Below are 22,278 nucleotides of genomic sequence, written 5' to 3' on the forward strand. Positions count from 1 at the left end.
GCGGGCCATGTCTTTGTTCCGTGCCCCGGCGCCCGACCGCTGCCGGGCGCCGGAGCACTGCGGTGTCCGCGGTGCCGTCCCTGTCTACGGCCAGGTGTAGACAGGAGCCGGCCGTCTCGGCTCGGACGGCCGGCACACCGGGTGGGCCCGGAACTGTGCGCTGTGCAGACCGAAGGAGCGGTCGAGCTTGGGCACCCAGTACGCGTCCTCGTGGCGGCCGGGGCCGCCCTGGTGGTCGTAGGCGATGCCCTTGGCGGTCAGCTCCGCGCCCATCCGGACGGCCGCCTGACCGAAACCGAAGTCGTCGGACTCGCCGCCGTCGACATAGTAGGTGTGACGACGGAGCTGACGGGTGCTCATGGCGGCCACGAGGGTGAGTGGTTCGAGCGAGGCACTGGCGGCCTGCTCCTCGGGCGTACCGGCGAGCGGGGGCAGGCTGAGCGCGCCCATGTGGCTGGCGATGGAGCTGAAGAGCGCGGGGTTCTTCAGACCGATGGTGAAAGCGCCCTGTCCGCCCATGGACACGCCGCTGATACCGCGGTGGTCGCGGTCCGCGATGGTCCGGTAGGCCCGGTCGACCAGCGGGACGAGTTCATCGACGACCATGCTGCGGTAGTTGCCTGCCGAACTGTCGACCCACCAGCCGCTCGCCCCGTCAGGGAAGATCACAACGGACTGCTCGACGTTCTTCCGGGCGATCAGACCATCCAGCACCGCGTCCATGTCGCGGGCCTCCCACTCGACGTTGCTGCCGTTGACACCGTGCAGCATGTACACCGTCGGGAAGCGTCTCGCCGTGGTGCGGGTGTAGTCCGGCGGCAGGTAGACGTCGAACTGGACGCGCCGGCCCATCGCGGCCGACCGGTAGCTGTCGCGGAAGAACCGCGCGTGGTCGCCGAGCTCTGTGAACGTGCGCGGGGCGAGGTAGAGGAATTCGCGGTTCGGCGGGGAGAGGACGGTGCCGTCGGCCGCCACCCAGCTGCGGATGGTGTCGACGACGAGCCGGCCCTGCGGGTCGACGAACACCTCGGCCTGTTCGTCGACGAGCGTCACGCCCGGCTTCCCGCCCCGCCGCGCGGCCGTCATCTCGCGCAGGGCGGCGAGCCTGCGGGCCGCGGTGTCACCTTGGTGGAAGAAGTCCCGGTCGAGTGTCGCGGCGTAGCGGTGGAGGTCGCCCTCGGCGACGGCCTCGTGCTGCCGGTCGAGGACGGCGCAGGCGTGGGCGAGCTGAGCGGGGCTTGCCGCCGTGCCGTCGAGTCCGGACAGGCCGCGCAGGTGGGCCTTGGAGTACAGACCGATCGGGCCCTTGTAGAGACCGCCGCCACCTGTGCCGTCGTACACGCGCACGGCGAGGACGTTGGTGCCGCCCCAGTGCAGCAGGCCGTTCGCAGGGTAGTACTCGCGCGGCACTTCCCAGGTGGAGTCGAAGGCCGGCGGGAAGGCTCCGGTTCGGCCGATCTCCCGGCCGTTGAGGAAGGTCTGATCGGCGTCGTCGATGTTGCCGACGGTGGCGATGATCGAGGCGTCGGTGATGCCGTCGGGCCGCTCGGGGAGGGTGAACGTTCTGCGGTACCAGGCGTAGCCGTCGTAGGTGGACAGCTCCGCCGACTGGCCCCAATTGTCCGGTACCGCCCAGGAGTTCCATGAAGCGTCGGAGTAGTCCGCCCCGGCCCAGGCGGGATCGTCACCGGTACGGAAGCGCCAGCCGCCGCCGGACAGGTCGATGCCGAAGTCCGGAGAGGCGGTGGTGGCGCAGGCGGCGTGGGACGTTGAGGCCTCGCCGTGCGGGGTCGCGGCGCCGGCTGTGGTGGGGATGCCGATCAGCGAAGTCAGCAGGAGAAGGACTGTGGCGCGGCGTCGTAAGGATCGTCCGCAATCAACGGCTCTTCGGAACAAGGCGGTTTCCCCTTTCAAGGGCGGTCGGCAGCAGAGGGAGAGAGGGGCCGGGAGCGCTTGTCCCGTTGCTCGAGGCGGTGGTCCGGTGCCGGGTACTGAGCGGCCGCCCGCGGCGATCGACGACGGCCGTCACGGCGCGGCCGCCTTCCGCCGCCGCGCCGCACCCCGCTCGCGCTCCTTGGCCAGTTCTCTGAGATACGCCCCCGCGTCCACCTGGATGGTGTGCCGGGCCGATGCCACGTAGCGGCGGGCCAGGTGGGAGCGGTAGCGGCGGATCTCGTCGAGCATCTCGGGGCCCGCGGGCAGGGCGCACCGCTCCTGCACCAAGTCGGCGACCCAGTGCGACTGCGCCTCCGCCAGCGGCATGATCGCTCCGAGCGGCTGGACGAGGCCGATGAAGTACAGGCCGGGACGGTCGGGTGACACCACACGGTGATAGAGACCCGGAGCGTTGTCGGTGGGGTCGATCAACTCGCCCCCGAGGAACGGGAACGAGATGTCGTATCCCGTGCAGTAGATGATCGCGTCGATCTCCTCCGCGCTGCCGTCGTCGAAGAACACCCGGGTGGAGTCCATCCGGAGCGGGGCGGGCTTCACCCCTATGTCGCCATGGCCCAGTCGGCTCAGCAGGTCGTCCGAGATCGTCGGATGCGCGGCGAGGACGCCGTGGAGCGGCCTGGGCAGGCCGTAGTCCACCAGCCGTCCGCGACTCAGCCGCAGCAGAAGCCGCATCCCGCGGTCCTGTACCGCCAAGGGGGCCCGGGCCAGCCACGAGCCGGTCAGGTGGTCGGTGGGAATGCCGAACATGTACTTGGGCAGGATGTGCGCGCCGCGGCGCATGGCGAGGAACGTCCGTCGCGCGACGCGTGACGTCTCCACCGCTATGTCGCAGGCGGAATTCCCGATGCCGACCACCAGGACACGGCGGTCGGTGAACGCCTCCGGTGTCCGGTAGTCGTGCGAGTGGGTCTGGGCGCCGGTGAACTCCTCGGCTCCTGCCAGACCCGGCCGCGGCCAACGAGGCTTCCAGTGATGGCCGTTGGCGACCAGGACGGCGTCGTAGCGCGTCCGCGTCCGCTGTCCCGTGTCGCGGTGGCGGGCGGCCACCGACCACAGCCCTTCCTCGGTCGGGGAGACATCCACCACCTCGGTGCGGAACGTGATCGACGCGCGCAGTCCGAAGTGGTCCACGAAGGCGTCGAAGTAGCGCGCGATGTGCGCGTGACCCGGGTAGACCGGGTAGTCCTCGGACATGGGGTAGCTGGCGTACTCCATGATCTGGCGCGAGGTGTTGATGTGCAGCGAGCGGTACGCGGACGACAGGCCGTTGTCGTTCATGTAGCGCCAGTTCCCGCCGACCTGGGAGCCGATCTCGTAGCAGTCGTAGGGGATCCCGCGTTCCGCGAGCACTTGGCAGGCGGCGATGCCCGACGACCCCGCCCCGACCACACAGACCCTTGGCACGCACGGACCTCCTGGTGACCACGCGGTCACGTGACCGGGTGGTCATAGGCTGATGCGCGCGCCGTGCGGTGTCAATGGGAGTGGCCGCGACCGCCAAAGTCCCGCCGTGCCGCCCTCATTGACATCCGGCGCGCACCGCCCTCACGATGACCGGGTGGTCACATGACCGTCCGGTCACATGGCCGTCCAGCCACAGCAGGAGCGCCCATGCCCACAGCCACCTGGACGCGACTCTCACCGTCCCGGCGCGAACGCGTCCTGGTCGCGGCGATGGACGAGTTCGGAACCCACGGCTACTCGACGGGCAGCCTCAACGTCATCGCGCGTGAGGCCGGTGTCGCCAAGGGATCGCTCTTCCAGTACTTCGCCGGAAAGCTCGACCTGTTCACCTACGTCGCGGAGCAGACCTCGCTGCGGATCTACGCGCGCATGCAGCCCTGGCTCGACGGCTACGACGGCACCACCGCGTTCTCCGACCACCTGGTCGGCGCACTGGAAGCCTGGCTCGACTACTTCACCTCGCACCCGCTGGAGCGCGGGGTCACCGCGGCCACGAACATGGAGATGGACCCGGCGGTCCGTGACGCCGTACATGGACCGGTGAACAGGATCTACCTGGCCGGTCTGCGCCCTCTGCTGGAACGGGCCGTCGACACCGGTGACTTGCGCAAGGACGCCGACCTGGACGCCCTGCTCGTGCTGCTTCTCGTCCTGCTGCCGCACCTCGCCCTCGTCGCGCACGCGCCGGGAACGGACGGTCCTCTCCCGCTCACCGGCGTGCATCCGCAGATCCGGCGCGAGAACCTCGAACGGCTCGTCACCCCCCTGCTGGCCGATTTCGCCGGACGAGGCGACCGATGACCACCGTCGATCACGACGTCCTCGTCATCGGCTCCGGCTTCGGTGGCAGCGTCACCGCGTTACGGCTCACCGAGAAGGGTTACCGGGTGGGCGTCCTGGAGGCCGGCCGCCGCTTCGCCGACACCGACTTCCCGCGTACGTCCTGGCACATCCGCGACTACCTCTTCGCGCCCCGCCTCGGATGCACCGGCATCCTGCGCATGACCCTGCTCGGCGACGTACTCGTGCTCAGCGGCGCGGGCGTGGGCGGCGGTTCTCTCGGATACGCCAACACGCTCTACGAACCGTCCGCCGCCTTCTACGAGGGATCCGCCTGGGCCGCCCTCACCGACTGGCGACGCGAACTCGCCCCCCACTTCGCACAGGCCCGCCGCATGCTGGGTGTGACACCCAACCCCGTGTTCACCGAGGCCGACCGGCTCTTGAAGGACGTGGCACGGGACCTGGGCCGCGAGGACACGTTCCGTCCCACCCCGGTCGGCGTGCACTTCGGCCCGCCCGGCACCCGCCCCGGCGAACCCGTCGCCGATCCCTACTTCGGCGGCGTCGGACCCACCCGCAACGCCTGCCTCAACTGCGGCGCCTGCATGACCGGTTGCCGGCACAACGCGAAGAACACCCTGCCCAAGAACTACCTCGGCCTGGCCGAGCGGGCCGGTGCCGCCGTGTACGAACGCCGCACGGTCACCGGCGTCACCAAGAGGGGCGAGGACTGGGCTGTCACCTCCGTGCGCACGGGTGCCTTCGCGCGCCGCAACCGCCGTACTCTCACCGCTCGGCATGTCGTCTTCGCCGCGGGCGCTCTGGGCACCCAACGATTACTGCACCAGCTCCGCGCGGACGGCTCCCTCCCACACCTCTCGCAGCGGCTCGGACGGCTGACCCGGACCAACTCCGAGGCGATCCTCGCCGTCCGCGCCAAGGAGCGGGACGCCGACTACACGCAGGGGGTCGCCATCACCTCCTCCGTCCACCTCGACGCCACCACCCACGTCGAGCCGGTCCGCTACGGCCGCGGCAGCAACCTGCTCGGACTGCTGGGCGCCATGCTCGTCGACCCCGTCGCCGGGCGGTCCCGCCTGCTCGTCGGACTCGCCGTCATGGCACGCAACGCACGTCATCTGCCCGCCGTCCACAATCCGCGTCGCTGGGCGGAGCAGTCGGTGGTCCTGCTCGTCATGCAGAGCGTCGACAATTCCCTCACGACCTACCTCCGGCGCACCTGGACCGGGCGCCGCCGCCTTACCGGCCGTCCCGGCGAAGGAGCCCCCAACCCGACCTGGATACCCGCCGGACACCAGGTCGCCCGCACCGCCGCCGAGCGGATCGGCGGCCAGGCCTGCGGCACCTGGGGCGACCTCTTCGACGTCCCGACCACCGGCCACCTGATCGGCGGTTGCACGGTCGGCGACAGCGCGGGGACCGGCGTCGTCGACCCCTACCACCGCCTGCACGGCTACCCGGGACTGCACATCATCGACGGGTCCACCATCTCCGCCAACCTCGGCGTCAACCCCTCGCTGACCATCACCGCGCTCGCCGAGCGCGCCACCGCCCTGTGGCCCAACAAGGGCGAGGAGGACCCTCGTCCCGCCCCCGGCCGGCCGTACCGCAGCGTCGAACCTGTCCCGCCACACCGGCCGGTGGTGCCGGCCACCGCCCCCGGGGCCCTGCGTCTGCCCCCACCGACCGGAAAGGACCCGGAGTGACCACTCCCGCCGATCCAACCGGAACGCCCCCTCATCCGGACGCGACGCCTCAGCCGGAACGCCCCCCAGCGGCCGCCTACCCCGAGGAACCCTGGCATCTCGCGGGCCAGATGTATCTCTCGCTGTGGCTGGTGCCACGCCCCGAACTGCCCGCCGTCGCGCCCCGCACCCGGCCCGTCACGATCGCCGGGCGTGGCATGGTCGGCGCCGCCTGGGTCGTCTACGAGAACGACAGCGTCCTGCACTACAACGAACTGCTGCGCGCGGTCCTCGTGCGGGACGGCGCACGCCCGCGGGTCTGCATCACCGACATCTGGGTCGACAGCGAGGTCTCGCGGGCCGGCGGCCGGGCCATGTGGGGCATCCCGAAGCAGATGGCCGTCTTCGACGTCGACCGGGCCGACGACATGCGGGGCGCCGCCATGAGCGAGGACGCGCCCTTGGCCGCGATCCGCTTCACCGAGACCCGCCGCCTTCCCGGCCGTTGGCCGCTCACGTACCGAGTCGCCCAGACGCTGAACGGGCGGCTCAAGACGAGTCCGGTGCGCAGCAGAACCGCTCTCACCCTCGCGCGGGCCCGCTGGAGTGCGCCGGGGGGCAGTCCCCTGGGCGCGTTGGGACGACGACGGCCCCTGACCAGCATGGCCCTGCGCGACTTCAGCCTGCGCTTCGGCGGCTGAGCACCCTTGCCGGATCAGGATTGTCATGCACCTGACTGTGCATGTCCGTGTACCTGACCCTGCACACCTGACGTCCGATGTGCCGGAAACACCGAATCCGTCCCCACACAGAGAAGGTGAACCCGTGTTCCGTAAACTTCTCAGGGCCGCGCCCGCGTTGTTCATCGTGGCAGCCCTGTTCACCGCCGCGCCTGCCGCCGGCGCCGTCCCCGCACAAGACCTGCCGGCCGCCGCGGTGGTGGACCCGTCGACGACCGGCTCCTTCCCCGTCGCCTATACCGATCTGACGGTGTCGGCCTCCGGCCGCTCATTCAGCGCACGGGTCTGGTATCCGGGAACCACCGCCGGCGCCAATGCCCCCGTCGCGGCCGGGACGCACCCTGGACTCGCTTTCGGGCACGGCTTCTTCCAGGACATCTCGCAGTACCAGAGCCTGCTGAAGCACTACGCGTCCTGGGGATTCATCACCGTCGCCCCCAAGTCCCAGGGAGGTCTGTTCCCCAGCCATTCGGCGTTCGCCGATGACCTGAATGCCGCGCTCACCTGGCTGACCGCACAGAACACCACCAGTGGCTCGCGATTCGCCGGCGCCGTCAATACAGCGCACCTCGGCACGTCCGGCCATTCCATGGGCGGCGGCGCGGCACTGCTGGCAGCGAGCCGTAACAGCGCCGTAAGGAGTGTTTCCACGCTGGCGGCGGCGGAGACCAACCCTTCCGCTGTCACCGCTTCCGGGACACTCGGCATTCCCGCTCAGTACGTCGGTGGCAGCGCGGACTCGATCGCCGGGGTCGCCGACAACCAGCGGAAGATGTTCGACGCCAAATCGGCGCCCACCCAACTCCGCGTCATCACCGGCGGGTTCCACTGCGGATTCGAGGACAGTTCCGGCTTCGGCTGCGACAGCGGAACCATCACCCGTGCCGCCCAGCAGAAACTCACCCAGGGCGTCACCACCGCCTACCTCCTCTACACCCTCGATGGCGACAGCTCCCTGTACGACCAGGTATGGGGCTCCGCCGCGCAGAACCTGTCGGGCGTGGTGTACGCGGCCAAGCCCTGAGCGAACCGGCGTCGCGGCTTGACGCCGCTGACACCTGCGAGTCTGTGAACGCACGCGCCCCGCAGCGGGCGGCCTGGCGGCCTCCAGTCTCCCCACCTCGGGCTGGTGGCCGCCGTTGGCCGCCAACGGCCGCACGGCGACGTCCGGGAGGCATATGCCGATTTCCGTAGCAACGCGCTATCTGTGCGAAGACCCGCCGATCGGTCACTTCGACGTCTAAGGTACGTGAGTGCGGGGGCTCGTAATCGATTGCGCATGGCCTGTACCTTCGGGGATCCGGAAGCATTGCCCGCGTTCGCCTTTCCCGAAGAGGCGCCGATCGCCGGACAAGGAGTGGCCGAACACAGCGACCTGGACCCTCGGTTGTACTAGTCGGATGGAGCGGGATGGTGTCGACGCCTACTGGTGGAGACCGCTACGGCACGCCTCAACAGCATGCGTCTTATGAGCAAAGCAACTTCTTGTCCCCCTCAGGGCGGACACCTCACGTCCCCGCGAAATGGGTGACCCGCCCACAGCAGTCCGGACTCGTCCGGCCGTACGCGATGACCGGTGGCCGCACCCGGCCCAGCTACCAGTTGGCCATCGAGGCGCTGGTCAGCACCTCCGCCAACCTCGCGCAGATGCAGGATCAGTCGCCGGAGTCCTATCGGATCGGGCTCCTGTGCCGAGAGGTCAAGTCGGTCGCGGAGATCTCCGCGCTCCTGGCGATCCCTCTCGGCGTCACCCGCATCCTGGTGGCGGACCTCGCGCAGGCGGGGCTGGTCGTCGTGCACCAGGCTCATTCCGACGATGCCGCCGGGGGACGCCCGCATGTGACCCTTCTCGAAAAGGTGCTCGTCGGACTGCGCAACCTCTGACGGCAACCCGACCTCCGATCGCCACGGGCACGGACTGTTCCGCGGGATGCGGTGAACGTACCGGCGGTGCCGCTCCGGTTCTGTCGGGTGCGGTTCTGTAGGCGCCCCGCCCGCGCGGCGGCGTGCGCTCGCAGCCTCCGAGCGCGGTGACATGACTTCATGGTGTCGCGGGCCGACTACTGCGTGTCGCCGCGAGGCGCATGCCCCCGCGATACGGCCCGCGGCGCGTCCCGGGTGTCACTTTGCAGGCGCAGGACGGCAGACCTAGCGTAGAAAAATGCCCGATCTCGACGCCGCGTCCGGTGCCGGTTCGGCGTACGGCAACGCCGGCGTGGCGCTGGCGGTCGTCGGCCGGGGCGGGGTGGTGGCCCGGTGGACGGACGCCGCCGAGCGACTCCTCGGTCACCGGGCGGAGGAGATCTTGGGTCGGCCGGCCGAGCGGCTGGTGGCCTCGCCGGGGGAGGCCGCGGGCTGCTTCGGCCGCGAGTGGGCGGGACGTACGCTCCTGCGCCGTCGCGACGGGCGGACCGTGCGGGTGAGTCTGCGGGTGTCCGCGCTTCCGGGACCGGACGGGACGGTGGACTGGCTGGTCTCGGTGCTCGGAGCGGCGGAATCGACGCTCGCGGTCTCGGTCGCGGAGAACAATCCCTTTCCCACTGCGGTCTGGGACGGCGGACTGCGCATGGTGTGGCTGAACGCGGCCCTGGCGCGCGCCTACGGGCCCACCTGGCCGGAACGGCTGGGCCGGCCCCTGGAGCAGTCGCCGCTGTACGCGGACACCGACCAGGTCAGGGCGCTGTTCCGGCAGGTTCTGGAGAGCGGCGTCCCGGTGATCGACCGCGAGCTCTGCCAGCGGGACCGTCGCTGGCGCCGTACCTATGCGCTGTCGGTGTTCCCGGTGGAGAACGCACGGGACGGTGAGCCCGGCGTGTGCTCGACGAACGTGGACGTCACCGCCTCACGGCGGGCGCGGGACCGGGTCACGCTGCTGAGCCGGGCGGGCACCCGCATCGGCACCACCCTGGACATCATGCAGACCGCCCAGGATCTGGCCGACGTCCTGGTGCCCGCGATGGCGGACTATGCGACCGTCGACCTCGCGGGCGTGGTCGAACTCGGCGACGAGCCGCTCGCCCGGCTCGGCACGACCGGCTCCGGCGCCGTCCCCGCCTTCCACCGCGGAGGCGTGGCGTCGATCCGCGACGGCATCCCGGAATCCCTCTGGGCACGTGGCGATCCGGTGTTCGTCCCCCCGCACTCGCCCTTCATCGAGGTACTGCGCACCGGCCGCTCCCACCTGGAGGCCGTCCTGGACACGTCACCTGGAACGTGGCTGGACCATGACACGGGCCGACGCGAGAAGATCATCTCCCTCGGTATGCACAGCCTGCTGGTCATACCCATTCACGCCCGAGGCGAGGTTCTGGGCGTGGCCGTGCTCGTCCGTACGGAGACCGTGGTCCCGTTCGACGAGAACGACCGCATGGTCGCCGAGGAACTGGTCAGCCGGGCGGCACTGAGCCTGGACAACGCACGCAGCTACACCCGCGAGCACACGGCGGCCCTGGCACTGCAACGCGACCTGCTGCCACGCAACCCGAGCGGCGGGAACGCCCTGGACGTGGTGTGGCGCTATCTGCCGTCCGACCGGAGCGCCGGTGTCGGCGGCGACTGGTTCGACGTCGTCGAGCTGTCCGGCGCCCGGATCGCCCTGGTGGTCGGCGACGTGGTCGGCCACGGCATCAGCGCCGCCGCGAGCATGGGACGGATCCGCGCCGCGATGCTCACGCTCGCCGCTCTGGACCTGCCCCCGGACGCGGTCCTGGCGCACCTCGACGATCTCCTCGCCCGCCTGGCGGCGGATAATCTCGAGTCGAAGACCATGCCCCCCACCATCAGCGGGGCCACCTGCCTCTACATCGTCTACGACCCGGTCACCCGGCGGTGCCGCGCGGCACGGGCGGGCCACCCGCCGCCCGCGCTCGTCGACCTCGCCGGCGCCGTCACGCTGCTGGACATCCCCCCTGGGGCACCGCTCGGTGTGGGCGGGCAGACCTACGAGGACGTGGAGCTGGAGCTGAGCGAGGGCAGCACGCTCGTCCTCTACACCGACGGTCTCGTGGAGACCCGTGACCATGACATCGACTTCGGACTGGAGCGTCTGAGGGGCGCTCTGACCCAGCGGCCAGGGGCTTCGCTGGAGGACCTGTGCGCGGCGGCCGTCGCCATCGTTCCGGCCGGCGAGCAGGCCGACGATGTCATGGTGCTCCTGGCGCGGACCCGGTCCCTGGGTCCGGACCAGATCAGGGAATGGGAACTGGACGCCGACCCGTCCGCCGTCGGCGGTGTCCGCGCGGCGGCCGTGCGGGCACTGGCGGAGTGGGGACTGGAGCGGCTGGTGCCCGCAGGCGAGCAGATCATCGGTGAGCTGCTGGCGAACGCCGTGCTCCACGCGGTGGGGCCGCTGCGGCTGCGACTGATCCGCGACCAGGTGCTGGTGTGCGAGGTCTTCGACAGCAGTCACGACGTGCTCCGTACGGTCAGCGCCGGACCGGACGACGAGGACGGACGCGGACTGGCGATCATCGCCGCGCTGGCGTCCCGTCACGGCTCCAGGGTGACACCGGCCGGCAAGTGCGTCTGGGCCGAACTCCGGTTGCCAATGGGATCGAGAGTGACCAGAGACAGCGTCTGAGCTGCGCGCGTGCCGGGTTGGGGCGGCCGGAGAGGCACGGGTCCCCTCACATCGGTCGACTGGGCCCGCTGAAGGTCGACTTCGACGCACGGAAAGGCGCGTGTGGGACCGCCGCGCCGACAGGGGAGGAGATGTCTCGGCGGTGGCGGCGGACGGGCGACGTCGGTGGGTCGAATCCTCTCCGCGCCGGCTTCCCGCCTTAGCATGAGCGGCGCCACGAGGAGCCAAGCCGCCTTGTCCTCGCGCGAGTGGCACGACACGGGTGCGAGGTGGGCGATGCGTGCACATCCACAAGCCGGAAGGCCGGCGGGGGAAGAGCTCGATCAAGGCGGTGGCTCGGAAGGCACGCAGTCATCAGACGGGCCGGACGCGGGCGGGAAGCCGGTGAACTGCGCACCGGAGAGCAGCGTCCTCGACCGCTTGACCGCTCTGCAGTGCGCGGCGGGAAATGCCGCCGTTGTACGTCTTCTGAGTCCCCCGTAGGGGGAGTGGCGAGAGCGACGGCCGAGCGGGAAGGCCGTCCAGCCGGCGACGAAGGCGCGGGCTGAGCGGAAGGCAGCGAAGGCTCGACGTGCTCAACCCCCGCCGCCGCCACACCACTTCGACAGCGCGGGCTTCAGCCCGCCCCACCCGGGTCGTCGAAGTTCTTGTACTTGTCGATCGGGAAGCCGCCCGTGATTCCGGCCACCTGGCCTGCGTCATCGCCAGTGGGCCTGTAATGACCGCTGTCGTTCGTCCACTTGTCCAGGACGCCGTTGGTGAACACGGCAGTGCCTGCCCAGTACACGTGCCCGTCCCCGGCCTTGGTGGCTTTGGCGAGGGCGGAATGCCCCTCCTCGTGCTCGGTGCCGACCTGCGAAGCCATGATCTTGTCCGGCTTTCGGACGGGGATCACGAAGTTGTACTTGCCGTTCGCCGGCTCGGGTGTTCCGTACTGCTTGCGACCCTCGTGCGGTGCGGCGGAGTACAGCATCGTCGAGAGGTCCAGGGTGAGCTTGTAACGTCGGCCGTGGCGCTGCTGGACCAGCATGTCGTTGGCGAACGCGACCGTTCCCTCCAGGGGAAGGGGAAGCGACTTGTTCAGCTGGTCCTCCAGCTTGGCGGCCATCTCGTCCTTGCCCTGGGAACGCAGCAGCCTGGCGGTCCGTGCCATCGCCGCCGTGGACCGGGACGCCTCCATGTCCTCTCGGGTCGCCCGCCGGGTGCGCTGTACCGCGGCGGCGGCGCCGCCGGCGACACGCTGCACGTCGTGCCCGCAGGCGTGACTGTGCCGGTGCCGCTCGACCTCGTCCGTCCGCCCGCCGGAGGCGATCCTCTGGACGGGCGCGGGCCCCCGCATGACCCGTTCCGCCGTGTCGACCGCGTGACGTTCGCCGGCGTCCCCCGGCTCCGAGATGCTCAGGCCCGCGCCGTTGTCCACGCCGGGGACGGATCCCCTCGCCTGGTCGAGGGTGTGTGCCAGCTCGTGCGCCCAGTCCTTCTGGCTCATCCCACCGCCGTCGACGATGTGCTGACCGGTGGTGAACGCCTTGGCCTCGACGACGGCCGCCGCCTCCTTCGCGGCAGGTCCGTCGTGCACCCGGACACGGCTGAAGTCGGCGCCGTCGAAACGCGCCTGCATCTCGGCCTCGACGCCGGGGTCAAGCCGGCGTGACGGCGACTGCAGGGCGTTGTCCACCGCGGCGCGCTGCACTTGGGCGTGGTCCGCGACGTTTCCCTCACGGTCGGCGGTTCCGCTCCCGCCCGCCGCCACACGTTGCAAGTGGGTCAGCCAGGCGCCCGTCAGTCCCGCGTGAGGCGTGCCGGCACGCGAAGCGGGTGAGGGGTGTTCGATCCTCCGAGCGTGTCCGTGTCCTAGGTGATGCACGCAAGTCCTCTCCGACGGCAAGGGAGTTGCGCCCCGTTCTAAGTCACCGCGACGGCTGCGGGCAAGGTCCTTCCGGCCAGACCGCCTGCCCTCCTGGTGCGCGTTCGGGCAGGACGACCGCCAGCGAAACCGTTGACCTCTCCCCGCGGCTCCGCGCCGATGCGGTCGAGGTACTCGCCCGGCGACCGACCGCGAGATCCCCGCCGAGGACCGCTCCGGTGTTCTCCTCGACATCACCGACGGCCACAACAGGCGCACCCGCGTCGAACCCCTCGATCCCGCCCGTCAAGAGCGAGGCGGCGCCACCTCGATGATTTCGGCGGTGCCGACGGCGGCTCGGACCTCGTGCATGGTGATCACATCGCCGGCCTTCACATGCCGCCACCGCTCGGACCGTAGGGGAGCGAGGCGAACGGCGGCCGTCTCTCCAGGGCCGAGTCGCGGCGCGGAGTCCACCCAGAGCCCCGCGATGTTCAGATCCCGCTGCCCGTCCGCGGTGCGGTTCCCGATGTCCCACAGAGGTCTGAGCCGGCCGTCCCCTGCGAAGGAACTCTTGCGTCCGCCCTCGTCGGCCCCCAGTAGGGTCAAGGTCGCGCGGATCGTGCCGTGTTCGGCTTCCCAGCCCCGCCACTCGCACCGACGGCCGCTGCGCTCGAGCGTCATCTGCCGAGCGGCCTTGGAGAGCATCTCCCAGAAGGTCTTGGATACCGGCTGGACATCGGCGATCTCGATGAGCACGTCGAGTGCCAACTCCCATTCCTGGAGCTCGATCGCTGTGCGAACATCTCCCGCAGCCAGGCCGTTCTCCGCGACGGCGTCCTCGGCCAGGAGGTCGGCGGCTCGCCGAAGGAGTGTGAACGCGTCATCCATGTGCTGGATTGTCTCCTGGTGCCGGGCGATACGGGACCCGCCGGAACCGGCGCGGACGGGGAGAGCGGCACCACCGGTTCGTAGAACGTGAGGCGCCCCGCAGTACTGGCCCCGGCGCGCGGTCGTCGGACCGTCGTCCCCGACGGTCGTGCCATGACGCCGACGGCCCCTCCGGATGACCAGTAGTGGTTCATCCGGAGGGGCCGCTCGCTACTGGCGCCGCCTCGCGAGGATCAGTGGGATCCTGGCGCGGTTGCGCGGGACGCGGCTTGTCGGGCTGTCACAGCGTGCCCGTCGCCGCGGGGATCCGCATGGGCTCCGCCCACTCCGTCGCCGGGGACCAGAGTCCGGTGTCGTCGGCGGAGCCTGCTCCGTCGCCTCCGGGGCTCCACAGGCTCAGTCCTCCGGTGGCACTGTCGTCGCCGTCGCCGCCGGCCGCGACCGGTCGGTCATCGCGGTCCGTGGACTGGAACCCGACCGTGTAGGTCCGGGTGACCGAACCGTTGGCCGAGGTCACCTTGATGGTGCGCGTGGTGAACCGGTGCCCGCTCGACGAGAGCACCGAGCTGCCGTCGGTGACCCTCACCCGCGCGCCGGACTGGGCCGGTACGGCGGAGACGGCCGGGATCCTCCTGTTCTTCGGCCAGTCGACGACGTACGTGGACACGTCCGGATCGAACCCGTCGATCGCGACACCTCCGACGGTGATCGCCTTCGCGTCGGCGATCGAGGCCCTGGTGGCGTCCGAGAAGTTCTTCACCGTGACCGACCCGTCGGCGTTGACGACGACCTTCGCCGCCATCGCGGCCGCCAGGTTGATCCGCTGCCAGCCGGCTCCGCCGTCCCCGGTGAGGTCGAGCGGGTACCCGGAGTCCGTCGCGGTCTGCTCCAGGATCTGGGTGCGCTGCTCGGTGGTGAGGTCCGGGAAGGACGTGATCAGCAGGGCTGCCGCGTCGGACGGCGCCTTCAGCGCCTGCCCGGACTTGCCGACCTGCGAGAACCCGTAGGTCAGGCGCCGCGTGTACAGGTCGACGTCCTGTGCCTTGCTCAGGCCGGCGTAGGCGTCGCCCTCGCAGGCCGCGAGCGTGTCGCCGTATCCCTCCTTCTCGCACTGCGCGAGCAGTACGTTCTCCATCTCGGTGTGGGCCTGCGTCAGCAGATTCGCGAACGCGGGGTCCGCCCACCGGTGCGCGACGGTCGCCTGTGCGGAGATCCGGCCGCCCATGACGTCCAGCGGGTAGTGGAACCCGAGGACGATGCGGTTGTCCCCGTACTCCGAGGTGCGCGCGAGGATCGACGGTGCCAGCTCCGGCAGGAGCGTGGCGAGGATGGTGCCGGCCTCGTAGCCGCCGTAGGTGTGGCCGCTCGGGTACGAGCCGCTGGTGGCGAGGCCGCCGTACGAGCCGTCCTGGGACTCGTAGATGGAGCCGCCGTCGCCGACGAACCCGAGCCGCACGTACGGGCGCAGGTAGCCGTAGTTGTTCTTCGCCGCGTCGACCTTGTCGAGGTTCTTCGTGACTCGGGAGAACAGGGCGCTGGTCTTCGGCAGCCGGCCGCCGTTGAGGGCGTCGAGGTAGAGCTTGCCGAGCCGGGAGCCCAGGCCGTCGGCCATCGTGACGGTGGAGCTGTTGGTCGCGTCGACCTCGGCCCGGTCCACCTCCTTCTGCGTCGCCGCGTTGTTGATGCGTACGGCGATCCGGTCGTTCTCGGCGGTCGGCGGGGTGCCCGCGGGCACCTTGGTGTTGGCGCCGAGGATGCCGGAGTCGAGGTCGTCGATGCCGTTGAGCAGGCCGTAGAAGTAGTCGGTCCCGTCACCGGTGCCCGGCCACTTGTCCGACGCGTAGGTCGCGTTGAGCGTGTCGTCCGGGAAGGGGGACGGCTCGTACGCCGGGTCGGAGGCGTCCGCCGAGACCGTGGCGGCGGAGGTGTCCGCCGACGTGGTCGCGGTGGAGTCGTCCGAGGTTCCGGCCAGGGTGACCGCGGTGACGGTGGCCGTGTGGGCCTTCGCCTTGTCCGTGGTGGTCAGCAGCGCCGTGTCCGTGGTGGCGGAGACGTGCGCGGTGGTTCCGTCGCCGAGGGCCACGGTGTAGCCGATGACCGGGAACCCGCCGTCGCCTGCGGCCCGCCAGGTCACGCGGACCTGCTTGCCGTCGGTGATCACGCCCGTCACGCCCGGCTTCTGCGGCTTGCCGCCGCCGGTCACCACGGGTGCCGTGGCGGCACTCGGGTTCGAGGTGCCGACCGCGTTCACCGCCTGGACGCGTGCCGTGTACGACCGGCCGGCCCGCAGCCAGGTGAACGTCGTGCTCAGGGTGCCGGGATCGTGGATCTTGATCTGGTGGCCGTCGTCGAGGGTGATCCTGTAGCCGGTGACCGGTGAGCCGCCGGTGTCCTTGGGCGCGGACCAGGCGACCGTCACGCTCGTGCCGGACGACGTGGCCGACACCGCGTCAGGCGCGGCAGGCACCGTCCTGGGCTTCGTGGTGAGCGCGGACATGGCGTGCTGGAGGGCGTCGTACCGCGCGGTGAGGGTCGCGTCCGTGGCCGTGTCGCTCGCGACCGCGGCCTTCGCCTCGGTGAGTGCCGTGGTGAACGCCTTCCACGTCGCGTCCGTGTAGCGCGTGTCCTGCAGGGCCGACGCCGTCGCGACCAGGTCATCGAGGCGCAGCCTCGGGACCGGGATCAGCTGCTTGGCGGCGAGGGTGAGACTGCGGGTCTGGGTGTCGACCTCCAGCTGGGTCACGCCGTCGGCGTCGACGAGGGCGTGGGCGGCGGCGAGTTCGCGCCGGTACACACCGAAGTCGATCGCGTCGTAGCGCGCCGCGTCCGCCGAAAGCCCCTCGTACTGCTCGATCGCCTTCCGCAGGGCGGACTTGTCCGTGACGGCGGGCGTGTCGACGTGGTTGAAGGTGATCCGGCCCAGGTTCGCGACGTACGGGTGCGAGGAGTCCGGGGTGGTCGTCAGCCGCAGGTAGACGGTGTGCGTGCCGGTGATCGCCTTGGGCAGCGTCAGGCTCGTCGTCCCGCCCGACGACCACGCGGCTCCCGTGACCGGCAGCGGCACGGTCGCGTACGGCGTGCCGGGGTTGGCCGGGTCGAAGGAGTCCATGTAGAGCTGGACGGCCGAACCGATGCCGCAGCGCGAGGAGTTGTTGACGTAGGTGATCGTGACGGTGCTCTTCGGGGAGCTGCCGAAGGCGATGTCCCCGTAGTTGAGCCAGGCCCCGTTGTAGGTGCCGCCGAGGTCGGTGGTGGAACCCGCCCCGGTCCAGCCGACCGGCTCGCTCTTGAGCCCGCCGCCACTGTGCGAGCGGAACGCGGTGGCGTCGAAGCCCGTGGGGGTGTCGGCGGCCTGCGTCAGGGTCAGCGCGTAGATGTTGCCCACGTACGGCTGGGAGGACGACTGCGTGCTGGAGACGAAGTCGGCGTACACGTCCTGGACGCCGGTGAAGACGCTCCGGTCGAGGTGCACGCTCGTGCTGGCGATGGTTCCCCAGCCCGAACCGCTGTAGTCGAGGGGGATGTTGACCGTCTTCGGGCCGTCCTTCGAACCGAGGTGCAGTTCGATGTGCGAGTCCGAGGCCGCGCGCGACTGCGGCTTGTCATAGCGGACGGTGACGGTGTCGGCGCCGTCGCGGAGATCGGTGTCCTTCCACTGCGCCCACGCGCCGTTCGTCACGTTCTCGAAGATGCCGTTCGAGAGATTGAGCGGGAGCGAACCGGCGCCGGTCGTGGTGCTGTTCACCGCGGTCAGCGTGGCGAGCGTGGTGGTGGGGGACGTCGAGACGTCGTACGGCGAGAACTGGTACCAGTCGAAGTTCGACACCCACTGCTGGCCGGCCGGGGCGTGGAACACGAACGTCGCACTCGACGCGCCCAGCAGGGCGGCCGGGTCGGTGACGGTCGCCTGCACCGTGTTGTAGTACTGCCAGCCGCCCGTTCCGGGAAGCTGGACGGTGGCGACGACAGGCCCGTCGGCAGCGCCGGCGTGGATGTCGACACTGCTCGGCTTGGCGTTCGTCGCCTGCGAGTTCGCGTAGCGGACCGAGATGGTCCGCGGGGCGACCCCGCCGAAGTCCAGCTTGGTGTACCGCTCCCACGCGCCCTCGGTGACTCCGCCGAGGTTGCCGTCCGAGTTGTTCCGCTCGCTGATGAGGCTGGGGCCCTCCTTCTGGTCGGGCGACTCGGCCTGCAGGACGGCGTAGCCGCCCTCGTCGATGGTGAGCGTGCCGATGGCGGACCGCAGCGCGTCGTTCGCGGCCATGATCGTGCCCGTCGCGGAGGTGGTGTCCGCGAGGACGGTCCGCGCGCGTTCGAGCGCCGACCGGAACAGGGTCCACGAGCCGTCGGAGTAGTTGCCGCTGCGCACCAGGGACGCCTGGTCGACGAGTGCGCCGAGGGCCTTGCGCTGCACCGCGGCGGCGGAGATGACGAGCGGGTCGGTCGGGGATATCCCGGTGCCCTTCACCGTCGCGGCCCGCACACCGTGGGCGAAGGCCTCGTCGTGGAAGGTGATGCCGAAGTGCGCGTCGACCTGCGCGGTACCGGTGAGCGACAGCGTCGCCGTGCGCGAGCCGCTGACGCGCAGGTCCGCCGTGACACCGCCCGGCAGGCCGGTCACGGTCGCCGCGCCGGCCTTGGTCAGGCTGCTTCCGTTGCGGGCGGCGAACGAGGCCGGTCCGGACAGGGTGAGCTTCACACTGTCGTCGACACGGCCGTCCGCATGGGTGTCGACGGTGTCCGGACGGGCGGAGACGACGGTGTCGCCCTTGCCCGTTCCCGCGTCGCCGTCACCCGTGTCGCCCTTGTCGGTGTCCAGCGAGTACGCGGGCTCCGTGTGGGCGCCCCACTGCGAGGGCTTGGAACCCATGGTGAAGTCCAGGGTCCCGCCGGCGATGATCTGGGAGTAGTCGAGCCACGTGTTGCTGAACCGCTTGCCGTTGAGGGTCGCGCTCTGCACGTAGTAGTTGCTCGGCGACACGCCGTCGGCCTTCACCGTGAATCGGGAGCCGTTGGCGTAGCTGATCGTCGTGGAGTCGAAGAACGGGCTGCCGATCTGGAACTGGCTGGAGCCGGCGGTCACCGGGAACAGGCCCAGGGCCGCGCCGACGAACATGGTCGACATGGTGCCGGCGTCGTTGTCCATGGTCGGCAGGAAGCCGTTCGGGGAGAGCTTGTAGACCTGGGTCTTGACCGGCGGGGTGAACTGGCCGCCGGAGCTGGGGGCTTCGTTCGACGAGCCGGTCGCGATGTAGCGGTTCCAGGTCGTGCCGGTGTAGATGGCACGCACCCACTTCTGCGTCAGGCTCGGCTCACCGACGTAGTTGAAGAGGTACGGGGCCTGGAGGTCGATCTCGTTCGCGTTGGAGTGCAGCATGGTCGAGCCGTCGTCGACGCTGGAGTCCTCGCCGAACATGTGCTTGACCGCGGCCTTGCCGGCCTTGTCGCCGCCCATGGCCTTGATGAGGCCGCCCATGTCGTACGCGTCGTACCAGTGGTACTGCCAGAGCGTGCCCTGGTAGAGGCCCGCCGCCTCGAACTTCTCGTAGTCGGCGCTCTGCCAGTCGCCACTCGCGGCGCGCGGGGTGAGCAGACCGACCTCGGTGCCGTCGGCCGCCGTCCAGGCGCCGGACTTCACGAGGTTGTCGATCGCCATGGTCGACTGGGTGCGCAGCTTCTTCGCGTCCGCGTCCTTGCCGAGCGCGTCGGCGATGACGGACAGCGCCCACTGGTCGTAGCCGCGCTGGACGGTCGTACCGGGATCACCGGTGACGTAGCCCTGCCGCAGCTGCGCACCCGTGTAGTAGCCGGAGTACGACAGCAGCGCCGGGTACGCCTCGTCGAGCCGGTCGAAGTTCTTGAAGCCCTTCGACAGCGCGTCGGCGACCAGCACGGCCGAGCGCTCCCAGCGCACGGTCGGGACCGAGTGGGTGAGGCTGCCGAGGCTCTTGCCCGAGGTGCGCGCGTCGGCGAACAGCTCGATCAGCGACTGCACCATGTCCCGGTAGGTGGCCGGGTCGATGTACGCCTCGACGGAGTACTTGCGGAAGTCGTCCCAGGTCGACCAGCCGTCGTAGTACGTGAAGCCGTTCGCCTTGTGCACCGCTCCGTCGACGCCGCGGTACGTTCCGCTGGTGCTCGTGGCGTTCACCGGCAGCGCGTACATGCGGTACAGGTGCGTGTAGAACTCCTTGGTGAGCGTCGACCCGGGGTCGGACTTCGCCGAGGAGCGGACGGCGACGGCGCCGAGCGCGCTGTTCCAGTCCGCCTTGGTCTGCTCGCGGGCCTGGTCGAAGGTGAGCCCGCCCACCTCGTTCCGCTGGTCGGTCGCGGCCTGCTCCGCGCTGATCGGCGACAGCGTGATACGCAGTTCGATGTCGTTCGCGGCGGCCTTGTCGAACCCGAGGACGGCGCCGGTGTCGGAGCCGTCCTGCGCGGTCGCGTCGCTCAGCTTGCCGTCGTTGCCCCAGCTCTTGAGGGAGGTGACCGGGACGTTCGTGGTGGCGTTGTAGTACAGCTGGTACGAGGCGCCGTTGAACGATCCCGCGATGAGTCCGGAGATCGAGGTGGTCCCGTTCGGGAGGGTCGTCGCCTTCATCGTCGAGCGGGTGCGGCTGGTGAAGTTGTTCGCCAGGTCGAGGACGAGTTCGGGGTTCGACCCGGCGGGGAAGCTGTACCGCTCGAGCGCGGTGCGCGTCGTCGCGGTCATCTCGGCCTTGATGGTGCCGGAGTCCTGCTGCACCGACGAGCCGGTGCCCGAGATGGCGCCGAGGCCCACCTGATAGGCGCCCGGCGTCGAGCTCTCGTCGTCGTGGCTGTACGTGTGGGCGTACGTGCTGGGGGCGGGGCGCTTGTCGTACTGCACGGAGGTCGGGACGACGAGCAGGTCGCCACCGCCTCCGGAGCCGCCGACGCCGTCGAGGTTCGTCGCGGTGAAGCCCGCGATGTGGTCCTCGTTGTAGTCGTACCCGGTGTGGTTGCGGTTCGGCGTGGTCAGCGGGTTGACCTTGGCCAGACTGTGGGGCGCCTGGGCGCCCGGCAGGTCGTTGCCGTCGTCGCCGGCGGTCGACACGAACGGGTCGACGAGTTTCGTGTAGTCGGTTCCGGCGGACGTCCCGCCCGACCCGGCGGAGGTGGTCGCTCCGGGCAGTGCCACGGCCGCGCTGCCACCCGCCAGCGCGGCGACGCCGAGCGCCCCGGTGACCAGCATCGCGACGGTCGCGCGCAGGGGCCGGCGATGCCGACCGGTTCTAGGAAGGACCGCGGGGGGCAAGGGGGGATGAGATCTGATGGGCACGTAACCTCTCCAGCGTCGCTGTACGCACGCACGGTCCGCCCACACCAGTAGACAACGTTGTCAGCCCGGGGCACCGGGCGTGCAACCCAGAGTGAATCGGCAGTGGACACTCAGGATGGCACCCGTACACCGGATTGCATCCGCCGCGTTCACGACCGTCCGCCATCCCACACGGAGAAGGCGTACAACAGGCGAACAGTATTCGTACGGTGCACGCGTACCGGACGCCGCGAAGGCGACGTCCAGGGAAAGTGGTTGACCTCTCGCGGCGGAAGACGGGCGTTGTCGGTGAAGGTTGGTGACCGCAGGGTCTTCCCGGCGACGGTTGGGTGATCGTTCAAGGCTGACTGTCCGGGGAGACGGTGGGGGAACCGGTACAACTTGTCGCTGCCGACGACTGGGACGATGCGTAGCTGTGGACATAACCCCTCCGAGCCACACCCGCGTCGATGCGGGTGGGCAGAAGGTTCGTGTCGACGGACGGGTCCGTAATACTGGGTCTCCGGTCCCCTGCGTGGCGAGTCCGTGGGGCCGGCTGTGACGCCACGACAGGCCGTCATGAGGGTGGTCGACCGTCTCCCTCCGGACCGCGGACCTGCCTTCGTCGGAACCCGCGATGAACTCGCCGCACGCGATGTCGCGATCCTGTCCGCGGCCCCCGAGGCCGGGGACGCCAATCGCTCCACGAGCCGCTTCCAGTTCCCGCCCGCGTCTCACCTGGCCGACGGTTCGCACGGGGACCGCCGTCGTCGCGTGATGTGACATGGCGACGGCGCCGGTCCCGGGAAGGGGGCGGCGCCGTCGCGGGGGTGTGGGTCAGGCTGCGTCGATGATGCCGGAGGCGGCGATCTCGACCTTGGCCTTGGGGGCGCCGGACTGGCTGCCGAGGGACTCGATCTTGTCGACGAGTTCCTTGCCCTGGACGACCTCGCCGAAGACGACGTGCTTGCCGTCGAGCCACGAGGTGACGACCGTGGTGACGAAGAACTGCGAGCCGTTGGTGTTGCGGCCGGCGT

12 protein-coding genes are annotated in these 22,278 nt (G+C 70.2%); 6 read left to right on the top strand and 6 right to left on the bottom strand.

What is annotated here, in order from left to right; genetic code table 11:
* Positions 1–84: 84 nt before the first annotated feature.
* The gene (locus ACWCQK_RS37480; protein ID WP_451162994.1) at positions 85–1,896 is read right to left on the bottom strand and encodes an alpha/beta hydrolase-fold protein; all 1,812 of its coding nucleotides are present in this window, start codon (positions 1,894–1,896) and stop codon (positions 85–87) included.
* Positions 1,897–2,025: 129 nt separating this feature from the next.
* On the bottom strand, positions 2,026–3,360 hold the full coding sequence (locus ACWCQK_RS37485; protein ID WP_451162996.1) for an NAD(P)-binding domain-containing protein: 1,335 nt from the start codon (positions 3,358–3,360) through the stop codon (positions 2,026–2,028).
* A gap of 207 nt (positions 3,361–3,567) precedes the next feature.
* On the opposite strand from ACWCQK_RS37485, the gene ACWCQK_RS37490 reads away from it, so the two are divergent.
* From ACWCQK_RS37490 to ACWCQK_RS37515, 6 genes are all read left to right on the top strand, one after another.
* Positions 3,568–4,221: a TetR/AcrR family transcriptional regulator gene (locus tag ACWCQK_RS37490; protein WP_451162998.1), complete on the top strand. Its 654-nt coding sequence runs from the start codon at positions 3,568–3,570 to the stop codon at positions 4,219–4,221.
* Entirely contained in the window at positions 4,218–5,930 is a 1,713-nt protein-coding gene (locus ACWCQK_RS37495; protein WP_451163000.1) for an FAD-dependent oxidoreductase, read from the top strand. The genes ACWCQK_RS37490 and ACWCQK_RS37495 overlap by 4 nt, the downstream gene beginning before the upstream one ends.
* Positions 5,927–6,610, top strand: coding sequence for an acetoacetate decarboxylase family protein (locus ACWCQK_RS37500; protein ID WP_451163002.1), 684 nt, complete (start codon positions 5,927–5,929; stop codon positions 6,608–6,610). The genes ACWCQK_RS37495 and ACWCQK_RS37500 overlap by 4 nt, the downstream gene beginning before the upstream one ends.
* A gap of 25 nt (positions 6,611–6,635) precedes the next feature.
* The gene (locus tag ACWCQK_RS37505; protein ID WP_451163004.1) at positions 6,636–7,673 is read left to right on the top strand and encodes an alpha/beta hydrolase family protein; all 1,038 of its coding nucleotides are present in this window, start codon (positions 6,636–6,638) and stop codon (positions 7,671–7,673) included.
* Positions 7,674–8,059: 386 nt separating this feature from the next.
* Positions 8,060–8,533, top strand: a complete 474-nt coding sequence (locus ACWCQK_RS37510; protein WP_451163006.1) for a DUF742 domain-containing protein — start codon at positions 8,060–8,062, stop codon at positions 8,531–8,533.
* A gap of 277 nt (positions 8,534–8,810) precedes the next feature.
* Entirely contained in the window at positions 8,811–11,228 is a 2,418-nt protein-coding gene (locus ACWCQK_RS37515; protein ID WP_451163008.1) for a SpoIIE family protein phosphatase, read from the top strand.
* A 616-nt stretch (positions 11,229–11,844) separates the two neighbouring features.
* On the opposite strand, the gene ACWCQK_RS37520 is transcribed toward ACWCQK_RS37515, so the two are convergent.
* The 4 genes from ACWCQK_RS37520 to ACWCQK_RS37535 all read right to left on the bottom strand — a co-directional run.
* On the bottom strand, positions 11,845–12,981 hold the full coding sequence (locus ACWCQK_RS37520) for an eCIS core domain-containing protein (protein ID WP_451163018.1): 1,137 nt from the start codon (positions 12,979–12,981) through the stop codon (positions 11,845–11,847).
* Positions 12,982–13,380: 399 nt separating this feature from the next.
* Positions 13,381–13,965, bottom strand: a complete 585-nt coding sequence (locus tag ACWCQK_RS37525; RefSeq protein WP_451163010.1) for a hypothetical protein — start codon at positions 13,963–13,965, stop codon at positions 13,381–13,383.
* Positions 13,966–14,245: 280 nt separating this feature from the next.
* Positions 14,246–21,175, bottom strand: a complete 6,930-nt coding sequence (locus ACWCQK_RS37530) for a glycoside hydrolase domain-containing protein (RefSeq protein WP_451163012.1) — start codon at positions 21,173–21,175, stop codon at positions 14,246–14,248.
* A gap of 903 nt (positions 21,176–22,078) precedes the next feature.
* A partial coding sequence (locus ACWCQK_RS37535) for a peptidylprolyl isomerase (RefSeq protein ID WP_451163014.1) occupies positions 22,079–22,278 on the bottom strand: 200 nt, incomplete at its 5' end.

Source organism: Streptomyces sp. NPDC002306 (assembly GCF_053593435.1).

What these genes read in the sequence shown, in the direction of transcription:
- ACWCQK_RS37490 (WP_451162998.1), top strand. Translation starts at nt 3,568, where the DNA reads ATGCCCACAGCCACCTGGACGCGACTCTCACCGTCCCGGCGCGAACGC.
- ACWCQK_RS37495 (WP_451163000.1), top strand. Translation starts at nt 4,218, where the DNA reads ATGACCACCGTCGATCACGACGTCCTCGTCATCGGCTCCGGCTTCGGT.
- ACWCQK_RS37505 (WP_451163004.1), top strand. Translation starts at nt 6,636, where the DNA reads ATGCACCTGACTGTGCATGTCCGTGTACCTGACCCTGCACACCTGACG.
- ACWCQK_RS37510 (WP_451163006.1), top strand. Translation starts at nt 8,060, where the DNA reads ATGGTGTCGACGCCTACTGGTGGAGACCGCTACGGCACGCCTCAACAG.
- ACWCQK_RS37515 (WP_451163008.1), top strand. Translation starts at nt 8,811, where the DNA reads ATGCCCGATCTCGACGCCGCGTCCGGTGCCGGTTCGGCGTACGGCAAC.
- ACWCQK_RS37525 (WP_451163010.1), bottom strand. Translation starts at nt 13,965, where the DNA reads ATGGATGACGCGTTCACACTCCTTCGGCGAGCCGCCGACCTCCTGGCC.
- ACWCQK_RS37530 (WP_451163012.1), bottom strand. Translation starts at nt 21,175, where the DNA reads ATGCTGGTCACCGGGGCGCTCGGCGTCGCCGCGCTGGCGGGTGGCAGC.